Annotated in this window: 21 protein-coding genes; 13 read left to right on the forward strand and 8 right to left on the reverse strand. The window is 63.8% G+C overall.

Annotated elements, in window-relative coordinates:
* Positions 1–300: 300 nt before the first annotated feature.
* From rlmN to der, 8 genes are all read left to right on the forward strand, one after another.
* A complete protein-coding gene (rlmN, locus tag U0O11_RS14655; protein ID WP_043333811.1) occupies positions 301–1,458 on the forward strand; it encodes a 23S rRNA (adenine(2503)-C(2))-methyltransferase RlmN in 1,158 nt (385 codons plus the stop codon).
* A gap of 131 nt (positions 1,459–1,589) precedes the next feature.
* Complete coding sequence (gene pilW, locus U0O11_RS14660; RefSeq protein WP_324690579.1) at positions 1,590–2,498, forward strand: type IV pilus biogenesis/stability protein PilW; 909 nt, start codon at positions 1,590–1,592, stop codon at positions 2,496–2,498.
* Positions 2,499–2,835: 337 nt separating this feature from the next.
* Positions 2,836–3,873, forward strand: coding sequence for a RodZ domain-containing protein (locus U0O11_RS14665; protein WP_279836884.1), 1,038 nt, complete (start codon positions 2,836–2,838; stop codon positions 3,871–3,873).
* 11 nt (positions 3,874–3,884) lie between these two features.
* Complete coding sequence (gene ispG, locus U0O11_RS14670) at positions 3,885–5,000, forward strand: flavodoxin-dependent (E)-4-hydroxy-3-methylbut-2-enyl-diphosphate synthase (protein WP_043333809.1); 1,116 nt, start codon at positions 3,885–3,887, stop codon at positions 4,998–5,000.
* Between the two features lie 112 nt (positions 5,001–5,112).
* Positions 5,113–6,396, forward strand: a complete 1,284-nt coding sequence (hisS, locus tag U0O11_RS14675) for a histidine--tRNA ligase (RefSeq protein WP_084589419.1) — start codon at positions 5,113–5,115, stop codon at positions 6,394–6,396.
* Between the two features lie 87 nt (positions 6,397–6,483).
* Positions 6,484–7,140 (forward strand): YfgM family protein, encoded by a 657-nt coding sequence (locus U0O11_RS14680; RefSeq protein ID WP_279836882.1) that lies wholly within the window; start codon positions 6,484–6,486, stop codon positions 7,138–7,140.
* Positions 7,137–8,297 carry an outer membrane protein assembly factor BamB gene (bamB, locus tag U0O11_RS14685; RefSeq protein WP_043333807.1) on the forward strand — a complete coding sequence of 387 codons (1,161 nt, stop codon included), beginning with the start codon at positions 7,137–7,139 and terminating at the stop codon, positions 8,295–8,297. Before U0O11_RS14680 ends, bamB begins: the two co-directional genes overlap by 4 nt.
* A gap of 413 nt (positions 8,298–8,710) precedes the next feature.
* Positions 8,711–10,135: a ribosome biogenesis GTPase Der gene (der, locus tag U0O11_RS14690; protein ID WP_043333806.1), complete on the forward strand. Its 1,425-nt coding sequence runs from the start codon at positions 8,711–8,713 to the stop codon at positions 10,133–10,135.
* 175 nt (positions 10,136–10,310) lie between these two features.
* Here the strand turns inward: der and U0O11_RS14695 are convergent, their stop codons facing one another.
* Positions 10,311–11,174, reverse strand: a complete 864-nt coding sequence (locus U0O11_RS14695; protein ID WP_043333805.1) for an ATP-binding protein — start codon at positions 11,172–11,174, stop codon at positions 10,311–10,313.
* 237 nt (positions 11,175–11,411) lie between these two features.
* On the opposite strand from U0O11_RS14695, the gene U0O11_RS14700 reads away from it, so the two are divergent.
* Positions 11,412–12,251, forward strand: coding sequence for a M48 family metallopeptidase (locus U0O11_RS14700; protein WP_279836880.1), 840 nt, complete (start codon positions 11,412–11,414; stop codon positions 12,249–12,251).
* Between the two features lie 377 nt (positions 12,252–12,628).
* Positions 12,629–13,816: an EAL domain-containing response regulator gene (locus U0O11_RS14705; protein ID WP_279836879.1), complete on the forward strand. Its 1,188-nt coding sequence runs from the start codon at positions 12,629–12,631 to the stop codon at positions 13,814–13,816.
* Between the two features lie 222 nt (positions 13,817–14,038).
* Here the strand turns inward: U0O11_RS14705 and U0O11_RS14710 are convergent, their stop codons facing one another.
* Positions 14,039–16,465 (reverse strand): ATP-binding protein, encoded by a 2,427-nt coding sequence (locus U0O11_RS14710; RefSeq protein WP_279836878.1) that lies wholly within the window; start codon positions 16,463–16,465, stop codon positions 14,039–14,041.
* A gap of 48 nt (positions 16,466–16,513) precedes the next feature.
* A complete protein-coding gene (locus U0O11_RS14715) occupies positions 16,514–17,005 on the reverse strand; it encodes a hypothetical protein (RefSeq protein ID WP_279836877.1) in 492 nt (163 codons plus the stop codon).
* Between the two features lie 276 nt (positions 17,006–17,281).
* On the opposite strand from U0O11_RS14715, the gene U0O11_RS14720 reads away from it, so the two are divergent.
* A complete protein-coding gene (locus U0O11_RS14720) occupies positions 17,282–17,998 on the forward strand; it encodes a response regulator transcription factor (protein ID WP_043333802.1) in 717 nt (238 codons plus the stop codon).
* Positions 17,999–18,177: 179 nt separating this feature from the next.
* Here the strand turns inward: U0O11_RS14720 and aroE are convergent, their stop codons facing one another.
* From aroE to U0O11_RS14735, 3 genes are all read right to left on the reverse strand, one after another.
* Positions 18,178–19,011, reverse strand: a complete 834-nt coding sequence (gene aroE / locus U0O11_RS14725; protein ID WP_279836893.1) for a shikimate dehydrogenase — start codon at positions 19,009–19,011, stop codon at positions 18,178–18,180.
* 43 nt (positions 19,012–19,054) lie between these two features.
* Entirely contained in the window at positions 19,055–19,975 is a 921-nt protein-coding gene (hemF, locus tag U0O11_RS14730) for an oxygen-dependent coproporphyrinogen oxidase (RefSeq protein WP_279836876.1), read from the reverse strand.
* A gap of 179 nt (positions 19,976–20,154) precedes the next feature.
* The gene (locus U0O11_RS14735) at positions 20,155–20,736 is read right to left on the reverse strand and encodes an L-threonylcarbamoyladenylate synthase (protein WP_279836875.1); all 582 of its coding nucleotides are present in this window, start codon (positions 20,734–20,736) and stop codon (positions 20,155–20,157) included.
* Positions 20,737–21,042: 306 nt separating this feature from the next.
* On the opposite strand from U0O11_RS14735, the gene U0O11_RS14740 reads away from it, so the two are divergent.
* Entirely contained in the window at positions 21,043–21,927 is an 885-nt protein-coding gene (locus tag U0O11_RS14740) for a 5'-nucleotidase, lipoprotein e(P4) family (protein ID WP_279836874.1), read from the forward strand.
* Positions 21,928–21,986: 59 nt separating this feature from the next.
* On the opposite strand, the gene dprA is transcribed toward U0O11_RS14740, so the two are convergent.
* Both dprA and U0O11_RS14750 read right to left on the reverse strand, forming a co-directional pair.
* The gene (gene dprA / locus U0O11_RS14745) at positions 21,987–23,276 is read right to left on the reverse strand and encodes a DNA-processing protein DprA (RefSeq protein WP_279836873.1); all 1,290 of its coding nucleotides are present in this window, start codon (positions 23,274–23,276) and stop codon (positions 21,987–21,989) included.
* A gap of 101 nt (positions 23,277–23,377) precedes the next feature.
* The gene (locus U0O11_RS14750) at positions 23,378–24,430 is read right to left on the reverse strand and encodes a LysM peptidoglycan-binding domain-containing protein (protein ID WP_279836872.1); all 1,053 of its coding nucleotides are present in this window, start codon (positions 24,428–24,430) and stop codon (positions 23,378–23,380) included.
* Between the two features lie 255 nt (positions 24,431–24,685).
* Here U0O11_RS14750 and def point away from each other — a divergent pair, with 255 nt between their 5' ends.
* On the forward strand, positions 24,686–25,195 hold the full coding sequence (gene def, locus U0O11_RS14755; protein ID WP_043333797.1) for a peptide deformylase: 510 nt from the start codon (positions 24,686–24,688) through the stop codon (positions 25,193–25,195).
* The last annotated feature ends 13 nt before the right edge of the window (positions 25,196–25,208 follow it).

Here is a 25,208-nt window from a genome sequence, read left to right on the forward strand (position 1 = left end):
GTGCATGACACGACGGCCCTGCCTGCGAGGCGGGGCCGTCGTGGTATCGGACGTGCTGAAGCGTCGCGCGACAGCATGCACCCCCTGAAGCAGATTCGACGCTTGAGCAGGTCCGATACGCTTTTCTGAAAGCCGCTGCAGCGCCCTCTCCCCACGCCATGTGACGCCCACGCGCACTGCGCTGATGATGAGAGCCTCTTGAGGTCTGCGAACCATCGCCACCTCCGCTGACAGCGTCGCCCTGCAGACGTCTATCCTTTGTGTGACGCCTGCCCATCCCTGACACGACCGGCCCATACCATGACTGATACCACTGCAACTGCCACCGATGCCGCGGCCCCTGCCGCCGTCAAGCTCACCAACCTGCTGGGGCTGCCGCGCCCGGCGATGGAAGCCTTCTTCGAGAGCATCGGCGAGAAGAAATTCCGCGCCACCCAGGTGATGAAATGGATTCACCAGGAAGGCGTCGACAGCTTCGACGAGATGACCAACCTCGCCAAGCCGCTGCGCGAGCGCCTCAAGCAGGTCGCCGAGATCCGTGCGCCGGGCATCGTCTATGAAGGCGAGTCCAAGGACGGCACCCGCAAGTGGGTGCTGGAAGTCAGCGATGGCAGCTATGTCGAGACCGTGCTGATCCCGTCCGAGAACGGCAACCGTCGCACCCTGTGCGTGTCTTCCCAGGTCGGCTGCTCGCTGGACTGCAGCTTCTGCTCCACCGGCAAGCAGGGCTTCGAGCGTGACCTGACCGCCGCCGAGATCATCGGCCAGGTGTGGGTCGCCACCCGTGGCGCCGAAGACCGCAAGGACACCCGCAAGCGTCCGGTCACCAACGTGGTGATGATGGGCATGGGCGAGCCGCTGATGAACTACGACAACGTCGTGCCGGCGATGAAGCTGATGCTGGACGACAACGCCTATGGCCTGTCCAAGCGTCGCGTCACCCTCTCCACCTCCGGTGTGGTGCCCAAGCTGGACCAGCTCGGTGACGAGATGGACGTCAGCCTGGCGATCTCGCTGCACGCGGCCAACGATGAACTGCGCAACGTGCTGGTGCCGATCAACCGCAAGTGGAACATCCGCGCGCTGCTCGACTCCTGCCATCGCTACCTGGCCAAGTGTGACGACGCGCGTATCGTCACCATCGAGTACACCCTGATCAAGGACGTCAACGACCAGATCCAGCACGCCGAGGAACTGGCCGCGCTGCTAGACGAGCTGCCGTGCAAGATCAACCTGATCCCGTTCAACCCGTTCCCGCATTCCGGTTACGAGAAGCCGTCACGCAACCAGGTGATGCGCTTCCAGCAGCGTCTCTATGAGCTGGGCTACACCGCACCGGTGCGCGCCACACGTGGCGATGACATCGACGCCGCCTGTGGCCAGCTGGTCGGTCAGGTCAAGGACCGCACCCGTCGCGCCGAGCGTTACATCAACGCCATCCAGCTCGACGCCGACTGAGCGGCTGCCAGCCCTGACCTGACGCTATCGCCATAGCCATGCGCCGCCCTGCCACCTTGACTTGTGGCAGGTGCGGCGCTTTGATGGGGGCGCTTTTGTTGCCTGCCGCGACCCTCGCCCGCAGGCACATCATGAGCCTTCATTCACGCGAGGATTGCATGCCGAGTCGTCTGCCCCGTCATCGCACCAATGAGCATGACCCTGTCGCCCATGGCACTGTCGCACAGGGCCCCTGCCAGCATGATTCCCACACCCGCACCGCTGCTCGCGGCATCACTCGCCGCACCAGAGCCCTGCTGCTGTGCCTCGGATTTGCCGGCCTGACCCTCGCAGGCTGTGCGACACGCGTGGAAACCAACGACCCCTACGCCCCGCCGGATGACAACAAGGCCTCGAACGCCTACGTGGAACTCGGAGAGGCCTATCTGGGTCGTAATCAGCTGCAACGCGCCGACAGCGCCTTCCAGAAGGCACTCAAGCTGCAGAGCAGCAATGCCGAGGCCAAGGCCGGGCTGGCGATGATCTATCAGCGCCAGGGTGAGAACGTGCTCGCCGATGACTATTTCAATCAGGCCATTTCCAGCGATCCGTCCTTTACCCGTGCGCGCAACAACTACGCGGCCTTTCTCTACTCTCGCGGTGAATACGTCGAGGCCTGTCGGCAGCTCGAGATCGCGGCGGAAGACCTGACCTACGACAATCGTGGCCAGCTCTATACCAATCTGGGCCGCTGTCAGTTGCAGCTGGGCAAGACTAGCGAGGCCGCGAAGAGTTTCGAACGTGCCGTCAAGATCAATCCGCGTGAGTCAGAGGCCTGGTTGGCGGTGGCACGCATGTCACATGACGCCGGCGACAATGACGCCGCCCAGTCGGCGCTGAGCCGCTACTTCCGTCTGTCAGGCACCGATAGCGACAGTCTCGCCCTGGCCGTCGATGTGGCCACGGCTCGCGGCGACAGCCGTCTGGCAGATCTCTACAGCCGTCAGCTGGAGCAGGTCATGACTCGGGAATCCGGTCGCGCGGTGATTCGCACTCCCTGAACGAGGCGCAACGACGCCGCTGATGGCGCCAGCTCACGGGCGGGGTCGCTGCAAGCAGGACCGAGAAGACCGAATTGCCGGTGAAAATCTCGGCGCGGGCTTGGTATAGTGCCGACGCGGACGAACGTGTGTTCGTGCGCGTCGATTGGCATGGGAGGTCATCGCTTTTCACGCTGCTCACTCGCATGATGATCAACGAGTCGTGCAGCACCCGGCCAATCGCGCGACAGCATCAGTCAGCATGCTCCAGCATCAGTGTCAGGAGCAGTTTCCCGCAGTACCGGAAGAGCGCCCGGATGTGCGTTCGGTAGACAGTTTTTCCTTACAAGGATGCGCCATGAGCGAACATCAACCCGCCCCTGATCAGCACGCCAGTGATGCACTGCCTGGCACGCGCCTCAAGCTGGAGCGCGAGCATCAGGGGTTGTCGCGTGATGAGGTGGCGACACAGCTCAACCTGCGCCCCAGCCTGGTCGATGACCTGGAACGCGACCACTACGACCAGATTCCCATCGCCGCGTACCGTCGCGGCTATCTGCGTGCCTATGCCCGCCTGCTGGGCATGGACGAGAAGGCCATCGTCGGGCAGTACAATGCCCAGTTCGGCACCACCGAAGCCGAGCGCTACACCCCCAGTTCCACGCCGTCGGTGCGCCCACCGGGCAAGATGGGCAAGTACCTGTTCCGCCTCGTCAGCCTGCTGGTCATCGCCGGTCTGATCGGTCTCAGCTACGTGTGGTGGCAGAGTGGCGACTATGGCCGCACCTCGCCCGCGGAAACCTCCGCCCTCGAAGGTGGCAGCGATGCGGACAGCGCCGCACCGGTCGTGAACGCCGATGGCTCCATCGAGCTTTCGCTCTCGCAGTCCTCTGCCAGTGAAGCGGCGCCGTCCTCCACTGCTACCGCTGATGCGTCTGCCGTCGAGACAGCAGCCTCGCCCGAGACGACAGCGCAGAGTGCTGACGCGCTCGATACAGGCGCAACCGCGGCCGCGCCGGGCGCTGCAGAGGCTGGCACGTCAGCGTCTGGCGCTGCCACGGATAGCGCCGCTGCCACTGACGTGAGTGCTGTCGCCGATGCCAGTGCCGACACCACACAAGAGAGCGCAGCAGAAGAAGCTGCGCCGGCGGCAGACCCGCGCAAGCTTGAATTGACGTTCAACATCAATTCCTGGACCGACATTCGTGATGCCGATGGCAAGCGCCTGCTGCGCGGCAACAACGAGGCCGGCACCAGCACGACGCTGGAAGGCAAGCCGCCCTTCACGCTGACCATCGGCAATGCCTCTGGCGTCGAATTGCGTTACATGAATGAAGCGGTCGACCTCACGCGCGTCACGCGCGGCAGTGTCGCCAAACTTACCCTCGGTGAATGACCCGGAATCCCATGCATAGTCACTCCCCCATCAAGCGCCGCGTCTCGCGCAAGATTCATGTCGGCAATGTGGCCGTCGGCGGCGATGCACCGATTTCCGTGCAGAGCATGACCAACACCGACACCAACGATGTCGCCGCCACCGTCGCGCAGATCAAGCGCCTCGAGGATGCCGGTGCCGATATCGTGCGTGTCAGCGTGCCGGACATGGATGCCGCCGAAGCCTTCGGTCGCATCAAGCAGCAGAGCAACATCCCGCTGGTGGCCGATATCCACTTCGACTACAAGATCGCCCTGCGTGTGGCGGAACTTGGCGTCGACTGCCTGCGCATCAACCCGGGCAACATCGGTCGTGAAGACCGCGTGCGCGCCGTGGTCAGCGCCGCCCGCGACAACGGCATCCCGATCCGCATCGGCGTCAACGCAGGCTCGCTGGAAAAGGACCTGCAGAAGAAATACGGCGAACCGACGCCGGCGGCGCTGGTCGAATCTGCCATGCGTCACATCGATCATCTGGATCGCCTCGATTTCCAGGACTTCAAGGTCAGCGTCAAGGCCAGCGACGTGTTCATGGCCGTCGCCGCCTATCGTGACCTGGCAGCGCGCATCGAACAGCCGCTGCACCTGGGCATCACCGAAGCGGGCGGCCTGCGCTCTGGCACCGTCAAGTCTTCCATCGGCCTGGGCATGCTGCTGATGGACGGCATCGGTGACACCATCCGCGTGTCGCTGGCAGCGGACCCGGTCGAGGAGATCAAGGTCGGCTTCGACATGCTCAAGAGCCTCAAGCTGCGCGCCAAGGGCATCAACTTCATTGCCTGCCCCAGCTGCTCGCGTCAGAATTTCGACGTCATCAAGACCATGAACGAGCTGGAGACACGTCTTGAAGACGTGATGACGCCGCTGAACGTCTCGGTCATCGGCTGTGTCGTCAATGGCCCCGGCGAAGCCAAGGAGACCGATGTCGGTCTGACCGGCGGCAGCCCCGCCAACCTGGTCTACCTGGACGGCAAGCCGGCCAGCAAGTTGACCAATGACACCCTGGTTGACGATCTTGAGCGACTCATCCGTGACAAGGTCGCGGAAAAAGAGGCCCGTGAGGCCGACACTATCATCCGCCAGAGCTGAGCTTGTCTCGGCTGGCTTGCGCGTCATGATTGACGCGCCTTCGTCTCCCCACCCGCCTGCATGACCTCATGCGAGCGCCGTGGGGAGACGCGCAAGGATTCAGGAGAGAACGTTGAGTACCAAGATCCAGGCCATTCGTGGCATGAACGACCTGCTGCCGGACCAGTCACCGGTATGGCAATACTTCGAGCACCAGGTGGAAGCGCTGATGGGCCAGTACGGCTATCGCGAGATCCGCACCCCCATCGTCGAGCAGACCGCGCTGTTCAAGCGCTCCATCGGCGAAGTCACCGACATCGTCGAGAAGGAGATGTACACCTTCGACGACCGTAACGGCGACAGCCTGACCCTGCGTCCGGAAGGCACCGCCAGCTGCGTGCGCATGGCGATGGAGAATGGCCTGGTCCACAACCAGATCCAGCGTCTGTGGTACACCGGCCCGATGTTCCGCCACGAGCGCCCGCAGAAGGGCCGTTATCGTCAGTTCCATCAGGTGGGCGTCGAAGCCTACGGCATGGAAGGCCCGGACATCGATGCCGAGATGATCCTGATCTCCGCGCGTCTGTGGCGCCAGCTGGGCCTGCTGGAGCACGTCACGCTCGAGCTCAACTCGCTGGGTAGCCTCGAGGCGCGTGCCGCCTATCGTGACCTGCTGGTCGAATACTTCGAACAGCACCTGGATGTCCTCGACGAAGACTCCAAGCGTCGTCTGCACAGCAACCCGCTGCGCATCCTCGACACCAAGAACCCGGACATGGCCGCCGTCGTCGACGCCGCGCCGCGCCTAGGGGATCACCTGGATGAAGAGTCCCGCGTGCACTTCGAGGGCCTCAAGGCACGTCTCGACGCCGCTGGCATCGAGTACGTCATCAACCCGCGCCTGGTGCGTGGCCTCGATTACTACTCGCGCAGTGTGTTCGAATGGACCACCACCGCGCTGGGCAGCCAGGGCACCGTGTGTGCCGGCGGCCGCTACGACAGCCTGTTCGAACAGCTGGGCGGCAAGCCGGTACCGGCGGTCGGCTTCGCGATGGGCGTCGAGCGCCTCATCCTGTTGCTCGAGACACTGGAACTGGTACCGCAGGACGTCCGCGAGACCGTCGATGTCTACCTGATGTCGATGGGCGAGCAGGCCGAAGGCGAAGCCATGCGTCTGGCCGAAGAGCTGCGCACCGCCCTGCCCAATCTGCGTCTGGTACTGCATTGCGGTGGTGGCAGCTTCAAGAGCCAGATGAAGAAGGCCGACAAGAGCGGTGCTCGCATCGCGCTGATTCTCGGTGAGAATGAAGTCATCGAAGGCACGGTGGCGCTCAAGTTCCTGCGCGAGGAACGCGACCAGGAAACGCTGAACCAGCGTGCGCTGGGCGAACGTCTCGACAGCGTCTTCGGCGCCTGAGACTGCCAATGAATATCGGGCGGAGAGCCAGCTCTCCGCCTCACGAATGCAAGTGCCGGCATGCCGGCCAGGTCAAGGAGACCGCCCGTGGCGGAAGAGCTCAGAAGCGAAGAAGAACAGCTTGAAGCCATCAAGCGTTGGTGGAGCGAGAACGGCAAGTCACTGATTGCTGGTGTCGTACTGGCCGGCGCCGGTGTCTTTGCCTTCAAGGCCTGGCAGAACTACGACGCCAGCCAGTCCGAAGCGGCCTCCGTGCGTTACCAGCAACTGATCAGCCTCGTCAGCCAGCCCAAGCTGGAAGACGCCGGCATCAAGCAGGCGCGTACGCTGATCGGCGAACTGGAAAGCGAGCACGGCGACAGCCTCTACACCCAGATGGCGCACCTGCTGGATGCCAGCATGTCGGTCAAGGCCAACGATCTCGATGCAGCCGCCACGGCGCTGCAGAGCGTGATCGACAACAGCGATGACAGCTACCTGCAGGGGCTGGCCAGCCTACGTCTGGCGCGCATCAACGTCGAGCGCGGCGACAACGACGCGGCACTCGCCCTGCTCAAGAGCCCGCCGGCGCCGCTGGCAGCGCAGGCGGCTGCGGTGCGTGGCGATGCCCTGGCCGCACAGGACAAGCGTGATGAGGCCATCGCCGCCTATCAGCAGGCCAGCACCCTGTCGCAGGAAAGTGGTCAGCCGGTCTACGGTCTCGACCTGAAACTCGCCGATCTGGCTGCGGAGTCTTCTTCATGAGCGTCACTCGTCGTCTGAGCGTACCGGCCTCGCTGCTGGCCGTGAGTCTGCTGGCCGGTTGTGCCAGCAGTGCCCAACCGGAATATGCGCCCAAGGAGCTGGTCGATTTCGATCGCCAGGTCGCGCTTGATTCCGTCTGGAGCGAATCGGTCGGCAATGGCCTGGGCCGTGCCCACTATCCGCTGTCACCGATCTTCGCCAACGACAAGCTGTTCGTCGGTGCCGAAGGCGGTGAGCTGGAAGCCCTCGCTGCCGACAGTGGCGACGACATCTGGCAGACACGGTTGCCGGCTGGCATCACCAGCGCACTGAATGCCGATGCCTCCCGCCTCTACGTCGGTACGCGCGATGGCAAGGTCAGTGCCGTCAGCCAGGAAGATGGCAGCATCGAATGGAGCACGCGTGTCTCCAGTGAAGTGCTGGCCGCGCCGCAGTACAACGACGAGCTGGTCGTGGTGCAGAGCGTCGATGGCACCGTGACCGCGCTTGATCGCTTCACCGGCGAAGAGCAGTGGGCCTACTCGGCCACGATTCCGGCCCTGACGCTGCGTGGCACCGGCGCGCCGCGGGTCATCCAGCCGGTCACCTTCGCGGGCTTCGCCAACGGCAAGCTGGTCACGCTCGACAACCGCTCAGGTCAGGAACTGTGGGACCTGCGCGTCGCCGTGCCGGCCGGGCGTACCGAGGTGGACCAGCTGGTCGATCTCGATGGCCAGCCGGTGCTGACGCAGGATGGCCGCTTGTTCGTCACCAGCTACAACGGTCGTCTGATCGCGCTGGACGCCCGCAACGGCGAGCCGCTGTGGGACAAGCCGTCCTCCAGCTATCTGACGCCCATCGTGGTCGGCGATTACCTGTTCAGCATCGACAATGCCAGCCATGTGCTGGCAATGGATGCCAACACGGGCAACGTGCTGTGGAAGTCCGAAGACCTGGAAGGCCGCTGGCTGACCTCTCCGGCCTTCGTCGATGGCAAGCTGGTGGTCGGTGACTACGAAGGCTATGTGCACCTGATCGACGCCCAGAGCGGCGAGATGGCCGGCCGCTATGACGTGGGGGGCGATGGCATCAGCATCACCCCGCTGACCGAAGGCAAGCGCATCTACGTCTACACCAACGATGGCGAGCTGACGGCGCTGGATCTCGAAGCCCCGTAAGCCACTGATCGAGCGCGCATGTCAGCCTGCCCGCAATCTGACATGCGCCTCGTTCAGCCCTCGTTCAGCCCTCGTTCAGCCCTCGTCAAGACAACGGCAGCCATCTGGCTGCCGTTGTCTTAATGCGCCATTGGTAGCAACTCCCTGTCAATGCTAGAATGCTGCCCCCGCTGATCAGGCCTGCCGCACGACGCAGCCATTGATTCAGCCACGAGATCTTTCCGCCGACAGTGCTAACCCCCTGTCGGCGGACCATACTGGATGCATGCGACGCCTGCGTCGTCATCCAGTGCCCCAAGTCCGATATCATCGCTATAGCCCTGCCTGCACAAGGTGCTTTCCAGCCATCATGGTTCGAAGCAGACCGTACGGGGCCGGCATCGATGCTATCCCTGCGAATGCTGTGAGATTCCATGAACCCCGTGATCGCCCTGGTCGGCCGCCCGAATGTCGGCAAGTCGACGCTATTCAATCGCCTCACCAAGACCCGTGATGCTCTGGTCGCCGATTTCCCCGGCCTGACCCGTGACCGCAAGTACGGCACCGGCAAGGTCGGCGGCAAGCCCTACACCGTCATCGACACCGGCGGCATCAGCGGTGACGAGGAAGGCATCGACCTGATGATGGCCGGCCAGTCACTGGCCGCCATCGACGAAGCCGACATCGTGCTGTTCATGGTCGATGCGCGCGCCGGTCTGAACATGGCGGATGAGGCCATCGCCAATCACCTGCGCGTCAACCAGAAGAAGACCTGGCTGGTGGTCAACAAGACCGACGGCATGGACGAGGAGATCGGCAAGTCCGACTTCTGGACCCTGGGTCTGGGTGACCCGCGCGCCATCGCCGCCGAGCACGGCCGCAACGTCACCACACTGCTGGAAGAGGTGCTCTCGCCCTACCCCGAAGTCGAGGAAGGCGAAGACGAGGACCTGCACCCGGAGCTGGATGATCGCGGCGTGCGCATCGGCATCATCGGTCGTCCGAACGTCGGCAAGTCGACGCTGGTCAATCGCCTGCTGGGCGAGGAGCGCGTGGTCGTCTATGACCAGGCCGGCACCACCACCGACGCCGTGGAGATTCCCTTCGAGCGTCGTGGCAAGCCTTACCTGCTGGTCGATACCGCCGGGATCCGTCGTCGCAAGAACGTGCGCGAAGTGGTGGAGAAGTTCTCCATCATCAAGACGCTGGAAGCGATCAAGAAGTGCAACGTCGCCGTGATGGTGCTCGATGCCCGCCAGGGACTCGTCGAGCAGGACCTGCACCTGCTGGACTTCGTGCTGACCAGCGGCCGCGCGCTGGTGCTGGTGGTCAACAAGTGGGATGGCCTGGAAAGCGAAGCCAAGGAGAAGATGCGCTCCGAGATCAAGCGTCGTCTGGGCTTCGCCGACTACGCTGACCTGCACTTCATCTCCGCGCTGCACGGCACTGCGGTGGGTGATCTCTACCCGTCCATCGACCGCGCCTTCGAAAGCGCCGTGGCCCGCTGGTCGACCAAGCGTCTGACCACCCTGCTGCAGGACGCCACCCAGGCGCACCAGCCGCCGATGGTCAACGGCCGTCGCATCAAGCTGCGCATGGCTCACCAGGGTGGCGCCAATCCGCCGCTGATCGTGGTGCACGGCAACCAGACCAACCGTCTGCCGGAAGCCTACAAGCGCTACCTGACCAACACCTTCCGCAAGGTGCTCAAGGTCAAGGGCACGCCGATGCGCTTCGAGTTCCGCTCCGGCGACAACCCCTTCGATGGCGCCCAGGGGGCTGATGACCGCGAGCGCGCGAAAGAGCGTTCACTGGCGCGCACCAAGGAAGCTCGCAAGGAACGCAAGCAGCGCCGTTGATGGCGTGAACTGCGCCTGTGCGTGATGCCAGGCGAGCGGATCTGATCCGCCAGCCTGCCCCATGAAAAAGCCGCCCCTGCAGATGACTGCAGGGGCGGCTTTTTCATGTCACGCGCACTGACGTTTCAGAGCACCTCAAGCGCCACAATCATCTCAAGGGCGTCAAGCACCGGGTTCACGCCTCCAGCGTCTTCTGCCCCGCCCATAGATTGGCGAACTGCCAGGCGGCACGCCCGCTGCGCACCCCGCGCTGGGTGGCGTAGCGCAGCGCCTCGCCACGCGCGGCCTCATCGAAGCTGCCAGCGCCGAGACGCCATTCCACCCAGTGCTGACAGGTCTCCAGATAGGCGTCCTGATTGAAGGGATGGAAGGCCAGCCACAGGCCGAAGCGGTCCGACAGCGAGATCTTCTCTTCCACCGCATCGCCATGATGCAGCTCGCCATCGACGATGTGGGTGGCCTGGTTGTCGCTCATGTGCTCCGGCAGCAGATGACGACGGTTGGAGGTGGCGTACAGCAGCACGTTCTCCGGCGGCCCGGTCAGGGTGCCATCCAGCACGCTCTTGAGCGCCTTGTAGGCGTCATCGCTGCCCTCGAAGGACAGGTCATCGCAATAGACGATGAAGCGATGCGGCTGCTGGGCCAGCTCGGCGACCAGCGCCGGCAGTGCCGGCAGGTCGTGCCGGTCGATCTGGATCAGACGCAGCCCCTCGCGGCCCAGGGTATTGAGCAGTGCGCGGACCAGCGATGACTTGCCGGTGCCACGGGCGCCCCACAGCAGCGCGTGGTTGGCCGGCTTGCCCGCAAGGAAGGCGCGAGTGTTGGCCAGCAGCTCACGCTTCTGGCGTGCGATGCCGAGCAGGTCCTCGAGTGTCAGGGCGTCACGCGGCGCGATCGGCGTCAGTCGCCCTCCCAGGGGGTGGCGGGTCCACAAGGCGGCGACATCGCGTGTCCAGTCCACTTCGACAGCCGTCGGCGGCAGCATCGGTTCGAGTCGGTCCAGCAGATGCGAGAGGCGGCGTTCAAACTCTGGCGACATGGTGATTCCCTGTCAGATACATGGGGTCCGGGCCGTGGCAGGCCCATCAGATCAAACCCAGTATCTCATGCCCGGCGGGGCCGTCTGGCCTGACGATGCTGTGATCTCAGCAACGTATCATTTCGCTGACTGCACCACTGCGCCTATCCGGTTATGCTGTCTGCACGTTTCTTGCACGTTCAGCGTCGCCCTGCCGTGCGCTCGAAGGTTGTCACGTCATCTAGCCAGGAGGCCCCAATGCCAGGATTGCTCGATCTCTCATCTCCCCGCGCCCTGCGTCGTCTGCTCCCGCTGGCGGCGCTTGCGGCGTCCGTCACCCTGAGTGCCTGCGCCAACTCTCCGCTGGGCCGCAGCCAGCTGACCCTCTACTCGGACCAGGAACTGGAGAAGATGGGGGAAGCCAGCTTCAGCAAGTACCAGCAGGAGCTGCCGGTGGTGGAAGGTCGTCAGGATGCCTACGTCAGCTGCGTGGCGGATGCGGTGACCGCCAAGGTGCCCGCCAGCTATGGCATCAGCGGCTGGCAGGTCAAGGTATTCGAGGATGAGTCCGCCAATGCCTTCGCCCTGCCGGGCGGCTACATCGGCGTCAACACCGGGTTGCTTGAGGTCGCCGAGAATCAGGACCAGCTGGCGACCGTCATCGGCCACGAGATCGCCCACGTGCTGGCGCGCCACGCCAACGAACGCGTCTCGACCCAATCCTTGACCTCCGCCGGGCTGTCACTCACCCAGGCACTGGCCGGCCTCGAAGGCACCGGTGGCGACCAGCTCATGGGCCTGCTGGGCATGGGCGCGGAATATGGCGTGCTCAAGCCGTTCTCGCGCTCCCACGAGTCCGAAGCCGACCTGCTGGGGCTGGACCTGATGGCCGAAGCCGGCTTCGACCCGCGCGCCAGCATCAAGCTGTGGGCCAACATGAATGCTGCCGGTGGCGCGCAACCGCCGGTGTGGATGTCGACACACCCGAGTGACGAACAGCGCATGGCGGCCCTCAACGAGCGCCTCGAGACCGCTCTGCCGACCTATCAGCAGGCCCGCGCCGCCGGCGAGAAGCCCAACTGCGATCGACTGCGCTGACCCCACCTGTGTGGCGTGGCATCATCAGCCTCAGGTAACACACGCTCGCGCGGCCCCTGGAGAACCTGGGGCTGCGCGAGCGTGCGGCGCTCTCTATCCAGCCGCCCTCCATCCAGCCGCCCTCTACTCTCTGGCTCTGCTCTCACTAGCCTGCCTTCTGATCTACCTCCCTTGGCTATCTAACGCTCTACCAGCTCCTCGCTTTACCGGCTTGAAAGTCTGAATGTAAAAAGAAGCCATCAAATGTGTCGATATCCGCGAATCATGTAACCGCATTGCTAATCTGGGATCACCTGCTCGCCTGCGCACTGCTCATGCAGACACTTCATGCACAGCGGCGCGAGCGTGTTCCCGACACTCGCTTGAGGATGCCTTACATGACTCGACACGCACTCATCATTGACGACGATCCGGATTTTCGTGAACTCATCAGCGGGCTGCTTTCCGCCCATGGGTTCGACTGCACGCAGAGCGAAGGGCTGCAGGACATCGCCTGCAATCCCGCCTGTCTGGAGACGGACCTCATCCTGGTGGACTACGAATTGGGCGACTTCACCGGCGATGATGTGCTCGGCTATCTGCGCGAACGCAATGTCGAGGCGGGCATCATCCTGATGAGCGCCTGTCACAACGACGACATGCAAGCGATGGTCGCCAGGGGCAAGCGCAGCGGCCTGGAGATGCTGGGCCAGCTCGGCAAGCCCTTCGACATCATGCACCTGGCCTCGCTGCTGGCAGAGCTGGACAAGCAACGCAATCCGCTGTCACTCGATGAACTGGATGATGCCCTGACCGAGCGCCAGCTGCATCTCGTCTATCAGCCCAAGATCGACCTCGCCAGTGGCCGGCTCAGCGGCGCGGAGGCTCTCGTGCGCTGGCAGCATCCTCTGCGCGGCATGGTCATGCCCAACCAGTTCATCGCCCTGGCGGAACGCAGCAACCGTATCGAGGCACTCACCTGGCAGGTCATCGAGAATGGTTTCCGCCAGCAGGGCCAATGGCAGTCCCAGGGCCTTCACCTTGACCTCGCGCTCAATCTGTCACCCCAGCTGCTGCGCACCCGTGACATGCTGAAGACGCTGGATGCGCTGGCCAGTCAGCATCATGTCGATCCGCACTCCATCACGCTGGAACTCACGGAGAGCTGCGGGATCGACTGCCTCACCTACGCTCGTCACCTTCTGAACGCCATTCGCGACCGCGGCTATCGCCTGGCGCTGGATGACTTCGGCACCGGTTTCTCCTCGATGATGCAGCTCTACAACCTGCCGTTCGACGAATTGAAGATCGACCAATGCTTCGTCGGACGCAGCGACAGCCACCCGGAAGCGCGCGCCATCACGCGTACCATCGTCGAGCTGGGCCAACGCCTGAATCTCGCCGTGGTCGGCGAAGGCATCGAGACCGCGGAACAGCGCGATTACCTCTGCGATACCCGCTGCAATATCGGCCAGGGCTATCTGTTCGCGCGCCCCATGCCCGTCAGCGACTTCAATGCCTGGAGCCGCTGCCCGCCCAGCGCCGTCAATGCACTCAGCCAGCGCCACGTCTCCGCCGTCCATTGAGGAGACTGGCGTCCCGCCACAGCGCAGCACAGACAGCGGGAATGCCGCAACTCCCCACTACAGACGCCACCCATGTCACCATGGGTGGCGTCTATGTAGTGAAGGCCAGGATGAATCGTGAAGGCCAGGATGAAGAGAGCGAGAGAAGGCGGGAACGGGAGAACAAGAGGGACGCTAGTGAATGCTGTCGGCTGTCGATCACGCCATCACGTCCCAATACCGTCAGGAGAACAGATAGCCCTCTGCGAGAAGGCTGTCCCGCGTCGGCACACTCAAGGAGCGCAATGTGGCGACATGCTGGTGTACCTCGGGCAGGTCCTCGCTGATCACGGCCTCCTCCAGCGCCTTGGCGCCACTGGCTATGCCGCTGCATCCCAGCGAGGCTGACGCCCCCTTCAGGGAATGCGCCTCACGCTTGAGCTCGGTGAGATCCATCTGCTTCAGCAAGGTCACCATCACGTCGAGGCGTCCTTCGAGTCGCGTCAGGTAATTGCTCAGCAGTCGTGAATAGGCCTCGCCACTCAGGGTCGTGAGCAGCTCCTGACAGGTCGCGTGTTGCAGCAAGGAAGGCGCGGCATCGGGCAGAGCGCGCGCAGCTGAGTCGTCAGTTGCCACATCGAGCGCCGGGGCAGCGTCGATCTGCGCGTCCTGATCATCAGCCGCTGACGAGCTGGTGCCATCATCGCCTGGTGCCTGCAGGGCGGCAGACGGCTCGCCAGCCGAAGCCTCTGGCTTGTCTGGCTCGAGCGACTTCTGCTGCGAATCAGACTTCTGTGAATCAGCCTCCTGTGAATCAGAGGCCTGCGAATCAGAGGCCTGGACCAGATACTGTTGCAGCACCCGATGCAGATCATCACGCGTGAACGGCTTGTGCAGCACCCCCTGCATGCCAGCCTCGATGCAGCGGCGGGCATCCTCCTGCATCACGTTGGCGGTCATCGCGATGATCGGCAGACGAGCGCTGGCGGGTTGCTCGGACTCTTGCTGACGCCAGCGACGTGTCGTCTCGACGCCATCCAGCACCGGCATCTGCATGTCCATGAACACCAGATCGACATCGTTGCCAGCCTGCGCCAGCCATTCGAGTGCCTGCTCACCGTCTTCCACCACCGTGACCTGCTGCCCCAGATACTCGAGCATGGCCCGCGCCAGCGACTGATTGACCTCGTTGTCTTCCACCACCAGCACGCTTGCGTGGGGCAAGGGCGTGTCTCCCACCGCCTGCTGCGGGCAAGCCTCGGCGGCGGTCAATACCGGCAGCGGCACGCGGCACCAGAAGCGACTGCCAAGCCCGAGATGACTCTCGACGCCGATCTCACCGCCCATCGCCTCCACCAGTCGCTTGCAGATGGCAAGCCCGAGCCCGGTGCCCTCATGACGACGCGCAATCGAGGTATCCACCTGGGTGAAGGGGGCAAACAACTGGCTCACCTGGTCGGCGGCGATCCCGCAACCGCTGTCGTGAACCTCGAAATGAAGCGTCTCGCCGTCTTCCGGTGATGCCCTCAGCCGGATGGTGCCCTGGGGACAGAACTTGAAGGCGTTGTTGAGCAGGTTGGTCAGTACCTGACGCAGGCGATTGACGTCACCCTTGACCCAGACAGGCAGATCATCGGCACGTTCTTCGAGGAAGATGCGCGAGCATCCCTTGCCGGCACTGCCTGTCTGGCGATGGTAATGCGCGGCCAGGGAATCGAGGAATTCGGGCAACGAGAAGCAGCGCTGATCCAGCTCCAGCTTGCCGGCTTCGATCTTGGAATAATCCAGCACATCATTGATGACGGCCTGCAGGCTCTCGGCACTCTGGCGCAGCATCGTCAGGTATTGCTGGCCACGCCGGGTCGAGACTTCCTCGCCGATGAGGTCCGACACGCCGACCATGCCATTGAGCGGGGTACGTATCTCATGGCTCATGATCGCCATGAATTCCGACTTGGCACGACTGGCCGCCTGCGCCAGCTGCACCATGCCATCCAGCTCCTGGGTGCGCTCCTCCAGCTTGCGGGTCTTGTAGGCCCGTCCACGACTCTCGACGATCAGCGCGACCACCAGCACGATGCCGCTCAACGTCATCAGCAGCACCAGCGACAGCGCAAGGGCATACAGGTTGAGGAGCTCCGAGCGCTCCTTGGTGCGCTGGATAGCGGCCTCGGCATTGATGTTGAGCAGCAACTCGCCGGTCTGCTCCTGAAGCGAGGCAAGCCGGCTGAGTATCTGCACATATAGGGACGCATCACGCTCCTGACGACTCGCCAGGTCCATGATGGCGCTGTCCAGCACCTCGATTCTGGGCAGCATGGCCATCAGCTGGGCATGCAGGTCGGGCATCCCCGCCAGCATGCTGCCCAGTTGGCCGCTCTGCAGCAGCTGTACCCGGCTATAGAGGATGTCGAGCCGCAACAGCAGCTCGCTGTCATCCATCAAGGCGGGCGGCGTCGGGGTCTTCTGCTCCTCGGCCACCACCATGCGCAGCTCGCGCACTTCCCTGTCGAACTGATAGACCGCCCAGATCAGATTCTCACGCAGCTTGTGCTCGAGTGCCTGCTGACGCTGATAGACCAGAACGCCAGTCACCAATGCCGAGACGAAGAACAACGTCGCGGCAATGGCGATGGCGGTTCTGAAATGCAGAGAACGGAGTGGATTCATGCACGAGCATCCTGGCAGCGCTCATGAAACGGAGCAGGAGAGGCGGGTTCAGCGTTCGATGTCGATTCGCTTCACCTGCCAGACAGAGCGGGTCATGATTTCCTCGTTGAGGAGATCCGGCTGCTCACTGAAGGGGTAGATGATGAAGATGGGGCCATTGTCGCGCACACGCAGTCGCTTGCCATCGACTTCCATGGCCAGTATCACCGGATGATCGAAATAATCCTGCACCGGCGCGGTGGCGGCGTAGTCGTTGAGCGCCACTATACGCATGGTGCCATCCTCGACGCCCACCGCCTCCATCAGCGCCGAACCGAGCGGACCGCTGAAGCTCACTTCGCCGTCATGCCAGGGGGTGGTGGTCACGGTCTCCCGTTGCGTCAGCGCCATGAGCATGGCGCGATCGAAATGTGCCTCGCCTCCGGCGTTGGCATGGGTGATATCCCCGGTGACGCGTAGCACCACCGGCCCCTGCGGAGCCTCCAGGGCCATGGCAAAGGGGGAAAACGACAGCGTCAGCAACAGAAGCCAGTGGCGCATGCGAAGTAACGCCGTGGTGAGACATCGCAGGAGAATGAGAAGCGGCATGGGAAGACTCCAGGGGTCATGGACAACCATGGATGACGGCCGGAGGTTCACCGTCTCGTTTCATCCTCGCCATTCACGGGCCAGCAGCGGCACCGCGCCATGAAGCAGCGAGAGGGGATGAACACGAGTATATGTCGCCATCGTCATGCCAAACGTGAACCATTGTGACGCGGTCTCACGCAAGAGACGCGTAGACTGCTTGCGATACCCACGCGGGGAGGCAACGACATGCAAATCGGCATCCTGGAAGATGATCATGATCAACGTGATTACCTGACCCTGTGTCTCGAGGCTCAGGGACATGAGCTGGCAGGCTTCGAGCGCGCCAGCCAGTTGTTGCGCGCACTGCGCGAGCGCAGCTTCGACCTGCTGATCATCGACTGGCAACTGCCGGATGCCTGCGGCATGGAGCTGACGCGCACACTGCGCAGCGAGCACGGCTGGCGAGGGCTGATCCTGTTCATCACCGCAAGCCAGGGAGAGGAGGATGTCGTGCATGCGCTTCAGCACGGCGCCGATGACTTTCTGGCCAAGCCTATCCGCCCTGCTGAGCTCACGGCGCGTGTGGAAGCGCTGGGCAGGCGTTTCGTCACCTCCGACACCAATTACCTGCAGCCCAAGGTGGCCATCAGCGATCAATATCGGATCGAGCCGGATGAACACACCATCTGGTGCGGCGAGGAGCCGGTCGCCCTGACCCAGCGCGAATATCAGCTGGCCTCCCTGCTACTGCGCCACGTCGGAGAGCTTTACTCACGCGCCTACCTGCTGGAGATGATCTGGGGGGTCAACGGGGACATCTCGACCCGGACGGTCGACACCCACGTCAGCCGCCTGCGGCGCAAACTGGGACTGAACGGCAGCCGTGGGCTCAGGCTGAAAAGCGTCTATCAGTACGGATATCGGCTCGAATCCTGTGCCACGGCCCCCGTCAAGAGCAGCTGAGCGCCAACAGCGAGGCGTGAGCACGCTGGATCATGGCCAACCAAAAAGGAGCGGGGGACTCTATCGAGTCCCCCGCTCCTTTTCATCGTCTGTCGTCTGACTGGTCGGCTAGCTGGTCATCTGGCTGCCCGTCTGGCGGCCATCTGAATCGACGTGCATGCCCGGCAAGCTCCCGCGGATCATCCTTCCGCCAGCATCCTGCGCAACATGCCCGCCACTGGCCCCGTCTCCGGGCGCTTGTGACGCCACAGGAAGTAGGACTCGGCCGCCTGCTCCACCAGCATGCCGAGACCATCCTCAACCCGCGCGCCGCGCTCGCTGGCCCAGCGCATGAAGACGGTCGGCTCGGCGGCATACATCATGTCGTAGGCGAGCGCCTGCGGAGAGAACAGCGAATCCGGCAACGGCGGCAGCTCGCCGCCCAGCGATGCACTGGTGCCATTGATGACCAGATCGAACTGACCCTCGATGGCCGCATAGCTGCCACCGGACAGCTGGCAGCCTTCCCCCGCCAGGTCGGCGAAGTCCTCGGCCAGCGCGCTGGCCTTGGCGGCGGTGCGATTGGCGATCACCAATGCCGCCGGCTGCTTGGCCAGCAGAGGCTCCAGCACACCACGCACGGCGCCACCCGCGCCGAGAATCAGGATGCGCGCACCCTTGAGCGGCGCCTCGAGACGCTCGAGATCACGGGTCAGGCCGACACCATCGGTGGTATCGCCATACAGCTGACCGGTCTTGCCGAGCATCAGCGTATTGACGGCGCCGGCGCGACGGGCACGCGGGCTCAGCACATCGACCAGCCGGAAGGCCTGCTCCTTGAAGGGCATGGTGACATTCGCCCCCTGGCCGCCTTCGGCGACGAACTCGGCCCAACCGGCCGCGAAGTCATCGACCGGCGCCAGTCGCGCTTCGTAGCTCAGCGAGTCCTTGAGCTGCTCAGCGAAGGAGCGATGAATCAACGGGGATTTCGAGTGGGCAATCGGGTTGCCGAATACAGCGTAACGGGACATCAGGACTCCGGGGCAATCACAGAAAAGCGTCAGGTCAATGCGGCGATCAGGCCTCTTCGCCCAGCCAGTCGCGGGCATGCAGGAAGTCACGATACAGCACCGCTTCGGCACTGCCTTCCTCGGGCTCGTAGCCGTACTCCCAGTGCACTACCGGCGGCATCGACATCAGGATCGACTCGGTACGTCCGCCGCTCTGCAGGCCAAACAGCGTGCCGCGGTCCCAGACCAGGTTGAACTCCACGTAGCGCCCGCGACGATAGAGCTGGAAGTTGCGTTCACGCTCGCCATAGGCCGTCTCGCGGCGGCGCTCGACGATGGGCAGATAGGCCTCGAGGAAGCTGTCGCCGACGGATTGCTGGAAGGCGAAGCAGCGCTCGAAGCCCCACTCGTTGAGGTCATCGAAGAACAGGCCACCCACGCCCCGCGTCTCGTCGCGGTGCTTGAGGTAGAAGTACTCGTCACACCAGGTCTTGTAGCGCGGATAGACATCACTGCCGAAGGCGATGCAGGCATCGCAGGCCGTCTGGTGCCAGTGACGCGCGTCTTCTTCATGCGGGTAGAACGGCGTCAGATCGTAGCCGCCCCCGAACCACCATACCGGCGCCTCGCCCTCCTTCTCGGCGATGAAGAAGCGCACATTGCCATGGCTGGTCGGCACGTGCGGGTTGTGCGGATGCAGCACCCAGCTGACCCCGACGGCGTGGAAGCTGCGACCGGCCAGCTCCGGACGTACCGCCGTCGCGGAAGCCGGCAATTCATGCCCGAAGACATGCGAGAAGTTGACGCCACCCTTCTCGAACACGCCGCCATTCTCGATGACCCGTGAGCGACCACCGCCACCCTCGGCACGCTCCCAGCTATCTTCACGGAAACTTGCCTGGCCATCGCAGGCTTGCAGCGCCTCGCACAGGCGGTCTTGCAGATCGAGCAGGTAGACCTTGACGTCTTCGAGATTGGCGTGGGCCACGATGCCTCCGGTAGAACGGGAATGAATGATGACGGGGCGACACCCGTCGTTGGCCGCTGCTGGCGGTGAACTGCCAGCTTACCGCGACACGCTGCGCTCGGCAGGTCGGAAAATGCCCCTCTTGGGCGCCTGGATGACGCGGCACTGATCTGGATCAACCCGAGCGACGATCCTGCTGCTCAGGCGCGCAGCACCTTGCCGGTCGCGAGATCACGAATGGTGCTGGGACGCGGGTTGCCGCCGAGCGGTCCTTCGAGGATCACGTCATTGACCAGCGCATCGCCGAAGGCGTCACGCACCTCGTCTGCGGTCATGGCAGGCGATTCGCCTGCACGGTTGGCCGAGGTCGACACCAGCGGTCCGCCGAAGGCAGCGCACAATGCCTGGACCAGCGGATGGTCGGTCACGCGCACGGCCAGGCTGACGTGTTCACCGCGCAGCAAGGGGTGCGCACGGCCATTGTCAGGCACCAGCCAGGTATAGGGTCCCGGCCAGCTGGCCAGCAGCTGCTCACGCTGCGCGACGGTGACCCCCGCCAGCCAGGGTTCCAGCTGGGCGATATCACCGGCGATCAGGATCAAGCCCTTGGCGGCGTCGCGGGACTTGAGCTTGATCAGCCGAGCCAGGGCCTCACCATCGTCGGGATCACACCCCAGCCCCCAGACGGCCTCGGTGGGATAGGCAACGATGCCCCCATTGCGAAGACAGGCAGCGGCGCCGTCGAGGGCACGCTGATCCAGCGAAACATCACTGACATTCATGATCTGCTCGAACTCCTAGCTGCGGCAACACAATGGCGGCGATTCTAGCACGCTCACCGGCGCGAGACCGACGCTGCACATCGACGCAACACGGCGTCGCGTCGGAGTGGCATAGGCGCACCGCCCGGTTCACGGCATGATGAACGGGTCCATCACCCTCAGGGTATTGCGAAACTGACGCAAAGGCTTGTTTCAAAAGACTATCGAGGTCATTTGGATGCTTTGCTGGACAGTCTCCAGCACCGGGCCTGATGGCGTTTCACCCCCACTTTTCCTCCCCCTTTTCTTCAGACAAGGATGTGATCCATGCGTCGCGCTTTCTCACTGACCACCTCAGCCGCTCTACTGCTGGCATTGGCAGGCTGTGCCAGCTCTGGCCCCCAGACGCCGACCGCGCCGGCGCCACGCCCTGCCCCGCTGCAGGATGCCGCGGCGCAGGCGCCCTTGAGCGACCAGGCGATGCTGGCGACCCTATGGATACAGCGCAGCGCGGAGTTTCATGCCCTGTCACTGCAAGCCTTCAACGTGGCCCACGACCGCCTGAATCTGGCGCTGGCGCGTCGCCACGCGCAGGACAAGCCGCTGGCGGTGGTCGTCGATGTCGATGACACCGTGCTCGACACCACCAGCTACGGCGGCTGGGCACTGCGTGAAGGTCGTACCTACGACAGCCAGAGCTGGGCTGACTGGGTGGATGACGCCGTCTCCACGGCTTCACCGGGCGCCGTGGAGTTCCTCAACTACGCACACGCCAGCGGCGTCGATGTCTACTACATCACCAACCGCAAGGCAGCCGGCAAGCAGGCCACCATCGCCAATCTTGCCGCGCTGGGCTTCCCGCAGGCCAATGCCGAGCACGTGATGCCGCGCATCGACAGCTCCGACAAGACCGCGCGCCGCGCACGGGTCACGCAGGAGCATGACATCGCGCTGCTGATGGGCGATAACCTCGGCGATTTCGATCAGGCCTTCCAGCAGTCCACCACCCGCGCACGCAATGCCGAGGTCGCCCGCCAGGCGGATCAGTTCGGCCGTCGCTTCGTGCTGTTGCCCAACCCGACCTACGGCGAGTGGGAAGGCGTGCTCTACGATGGCAACTGGAGTGCCAGTGAGCGCGAGAAGCGCGCCATGCGTGACGCAGCGCTCAATGCCTGGCAGCCCGAGAGCGGCAAGGTCAGCCTCGGCAAATGAGTTCAGGTTGCCGGCCTCCCGGATCATCAATGCCAGGTCGGCAACATTTGCTCAGAGCGTCAGAGCCGCTTCCAGCCACCCGGTGCCTGCATGACTCGCCCCTCGAGCTCCAGTTCCAGCAACTGCATGCTCAGCTCGCTGACCGAGGTGCCACTCAGCTCGACCAGCTTGTCCAGCGCCAGTGGCACGGCCCCCAGAAAGCACAATGGCGCCGCCTCCTGACTGTCAGGCGGCGTGGCAGCGCGTGACGCTGGCGGCGCCAGAGACGGCAAGGGCAGTGATGTCGTGGGTGTCGCGAAGGTAGCGGAGGTTGTCGCTTGCCGAGCCGAAGTGGCGGAGCGAGAGGCCGCAGAGGTGGCAGCGGGCTGCCTGGATGACGCCACCCGGGGCTGCGTTGACGGCTGCTCGGTCGAGTGAGCCGGCAACAGGTGCTCGAGCTCCGCCAGCATGTCATCGACATCGCGTACCAGCGTCGCCCCCTGACGGATCAACTCCAGACAACCGCTGGCGGTGATGTCATCGATGCGTCCCGGCAGCGCGAACACCTCGCGATTCTGCTCCATCGCCAACCGGGCACTGACCAGCGAGCCACTGCGCAGCGTGGCTTCGACCACCAGCACGCCAAGTGACAGGCCGGTGATCAGCCGATTGCGGCGGGGAAAGTGGCGCGCATGCGCGCCGGTGCCAGGCGGATGCTCCGAGAGCAGCAGACCGCCGCCCTCCAGCAGCCGCTGGCGAAGATGATGATGCTGAGCGGGATAGACCACATCGACCCCACAGCCGAGCACCGCCAGCGTCGAGGGGTTGGCCGCATAGTCGTGCGCGCCGAGACGCGCTGACGCCGCCAGGGCTCCCTGATGCGCCGCGGCATCGACCCCCAGCGCCAGCCCACTGGCGACACTCCAGCCACGTGAGACCAGCTCAGCCGCGAAGTCATGCGCATGCCGCAGGCCTGCCTGGCTGGCCTTGCGTGCGCCGACGATGGCCAGCATGGGCAACTCAAGCAGCGACTGCCGCCCCAGCGCCCAGAGCGCCAACGGCGGGTCCGGCAGGGTGTCGAGCATGGCTGGCCACTCGGGGTCCGCGGGGGTGAGCAGATGATAGCCCTGTGCCGGCGCATGCCAGGCAAGGTCTGCCATCACCTGCTCATGGAGCGGCGAGGATTCAGGGCGCTCGCACCACAGGCGCAGCGGTGCCGCGAGGCGTGGCGGCAATACCGCCAGCCAGCCCTGCGGCCAGTCGGCCCGCTCACGCAGCTTGGCCGCGGTATGCGTGCCAAAGCCCGGCAGGCGCGCCAGAAAGACGAAATCCGCCCGCGAGGGGCCGCGTTGTTCGACATCGATCGACACGCCACACCTCCCGAGCGGATTATTGACTCACCCTGGTTGTTCGCTTCAGCACGACGAGTCGTTTCACCACGCCGATGCTTGCGGATGACAGGGGCTTTCGATCAGCCGTGGGGCTCCAGCAGCTTGTCACCGACGCTCAATGGGCGGCCGGCCTGCATCACCAGCGCGTAGCTGACCTTGTCGTAGATACGAAATACCATCACCAGGCCACCTTCCTCACCGGGCAGGGTGATCGGCTCGCCGGTGACGGGATCGGTGATCGTCTCGCCGCGGCGCTCGATACCGAAGACAAACCCCGGCTGGATGCCTTCACGGCTGCCACGATTGAGCGCGACGATGTCATTGCGACCGATATTGCGCAGTCCATCGGGGGCCGCGAGGATGACGCCGCCCACATCTTCTTCGGTCGGCTGCGGCTGGAAGCTGGTGGTGATCGCACCACCGTCCGCCGGCAGCAGCAGATCGCCATTGAGAATCTCGCGATTGGCCGACAGCACGCGCAGCACGCCGATATCGCCTTCGCGACGCTCAAGCTTGATGTCGCCGATGCTGATCATCTCCAGCCCCAGAAACTCCTGGGTGTCCGGGTCCAGATAGCGCTGGCCCTTGCGGTAGACGCTGTAGGTGTCATTGGCGGACCAGTTGCCGCGGGCGTAGATGGTATCGCCGGCACCGCTGATCAGGCGGGTGTCATCCCCGGCCACGATATAGGGCGCATCGGTGAGCAGCGCCGGGTCAATCACGCGATGCTCTTTCAAGAAGGCCGAGATCTTCTCCAGCGGAATCGGCGGCACCGCCTCGCGCTTGGGAATCTTGCGGATCTGGGGAGACAGCTTCACGACCCCGCCCTGGCCGCGCTCCAGGCGCAGACGTGGCTCGCCATTCTCGTAGTAGAGCGAGATGCGATCGCCCGGATAGATCAGGTGCGGATTCTTGATCTGCGGATTGGCGCGCCAGACTTCCGGCCACAGCCAGGGTTCACGCAGAAAGCGCCCGGAGATGTCCCAGAGCGTATCGCCACGCACCACCACGTAGGTGGAAGGTACGTCATCACGTACGGTTGCTGCCTGTGCCAGCGACATCCCTGCGCTTGCCCCCAGCGTCGCCATGCCGAGGAGTGCCGTAAAGACGGCATTGCCGACCAGTCGTTTCATGCCCATTCCTGCGTCCCTTGCGTTATTGCCACCCATCGCTCGGTGGTGATGGTCTTGTTCTGAACTCCGCACCGCGCAGACCCGCTCTGCCCCGCGCCTGGTGGCTGCTGACCCCTGTCCATCGCCATGTCAGATCAATCCTGACTATTGCCGCGATAGTAGCAGCATTGACGGCATTCGGTTCCGTTCCTCGCTTGCGCACACTACAATATCAGGCAAATCCTTTCTGACAGCACAACGGTAATTACACCAGCCATGGCCAAACGCGAAATCCTTGAATTCCCTGATGAGCGTCTGCGCAACGTTGCCGCCCCGATCGACACGATCGACGCCGAGCTGCAGACCCTGATCGACGACATGATCGAGACCATGTATGACGCCCGCGGCATCGGCCTCGCCGCGTCACAGGTCGACGAGCATCGCCGTCTCATCGTCATCGACGTCAGCGAAGATCAGTCCCAGCCGCTGGTGCTGATCAACCCGGAATACACCCCGATCGGTGATGAACAGCAACCGATGCAGGAAGGCTGCCTGTCGATTCCTGAATATTATGCCGAAGTCCCGCGCTATCTGAAGGTACGACTCAAGGCTCAGGACCGCAACGGCGATGCCTACGAACTGGAAGCCGATGGCCTGCTGGCACATTGCATCCAGCACGAGCACGACCACCTGCAAGGCAAGCTGTTCGTCGACTACCTCTCCCCGCTCAAGCGTGATCGGGTGATGAAGAAGATGCAGAAGCGTCACAAGCTGCAAGAAGCCTGATCCCTCACGCTCG

This window comes from Cobetia sp. D5 (genome assembly GCF_035666195.1).
Classification (GTDB): domain Bacteria; phylum Pseudomonadota; class Gammaproteobacteria; order Pseudomonadales; family Halomonadaceae; genus Cobetia; species Cobetia amphilecti.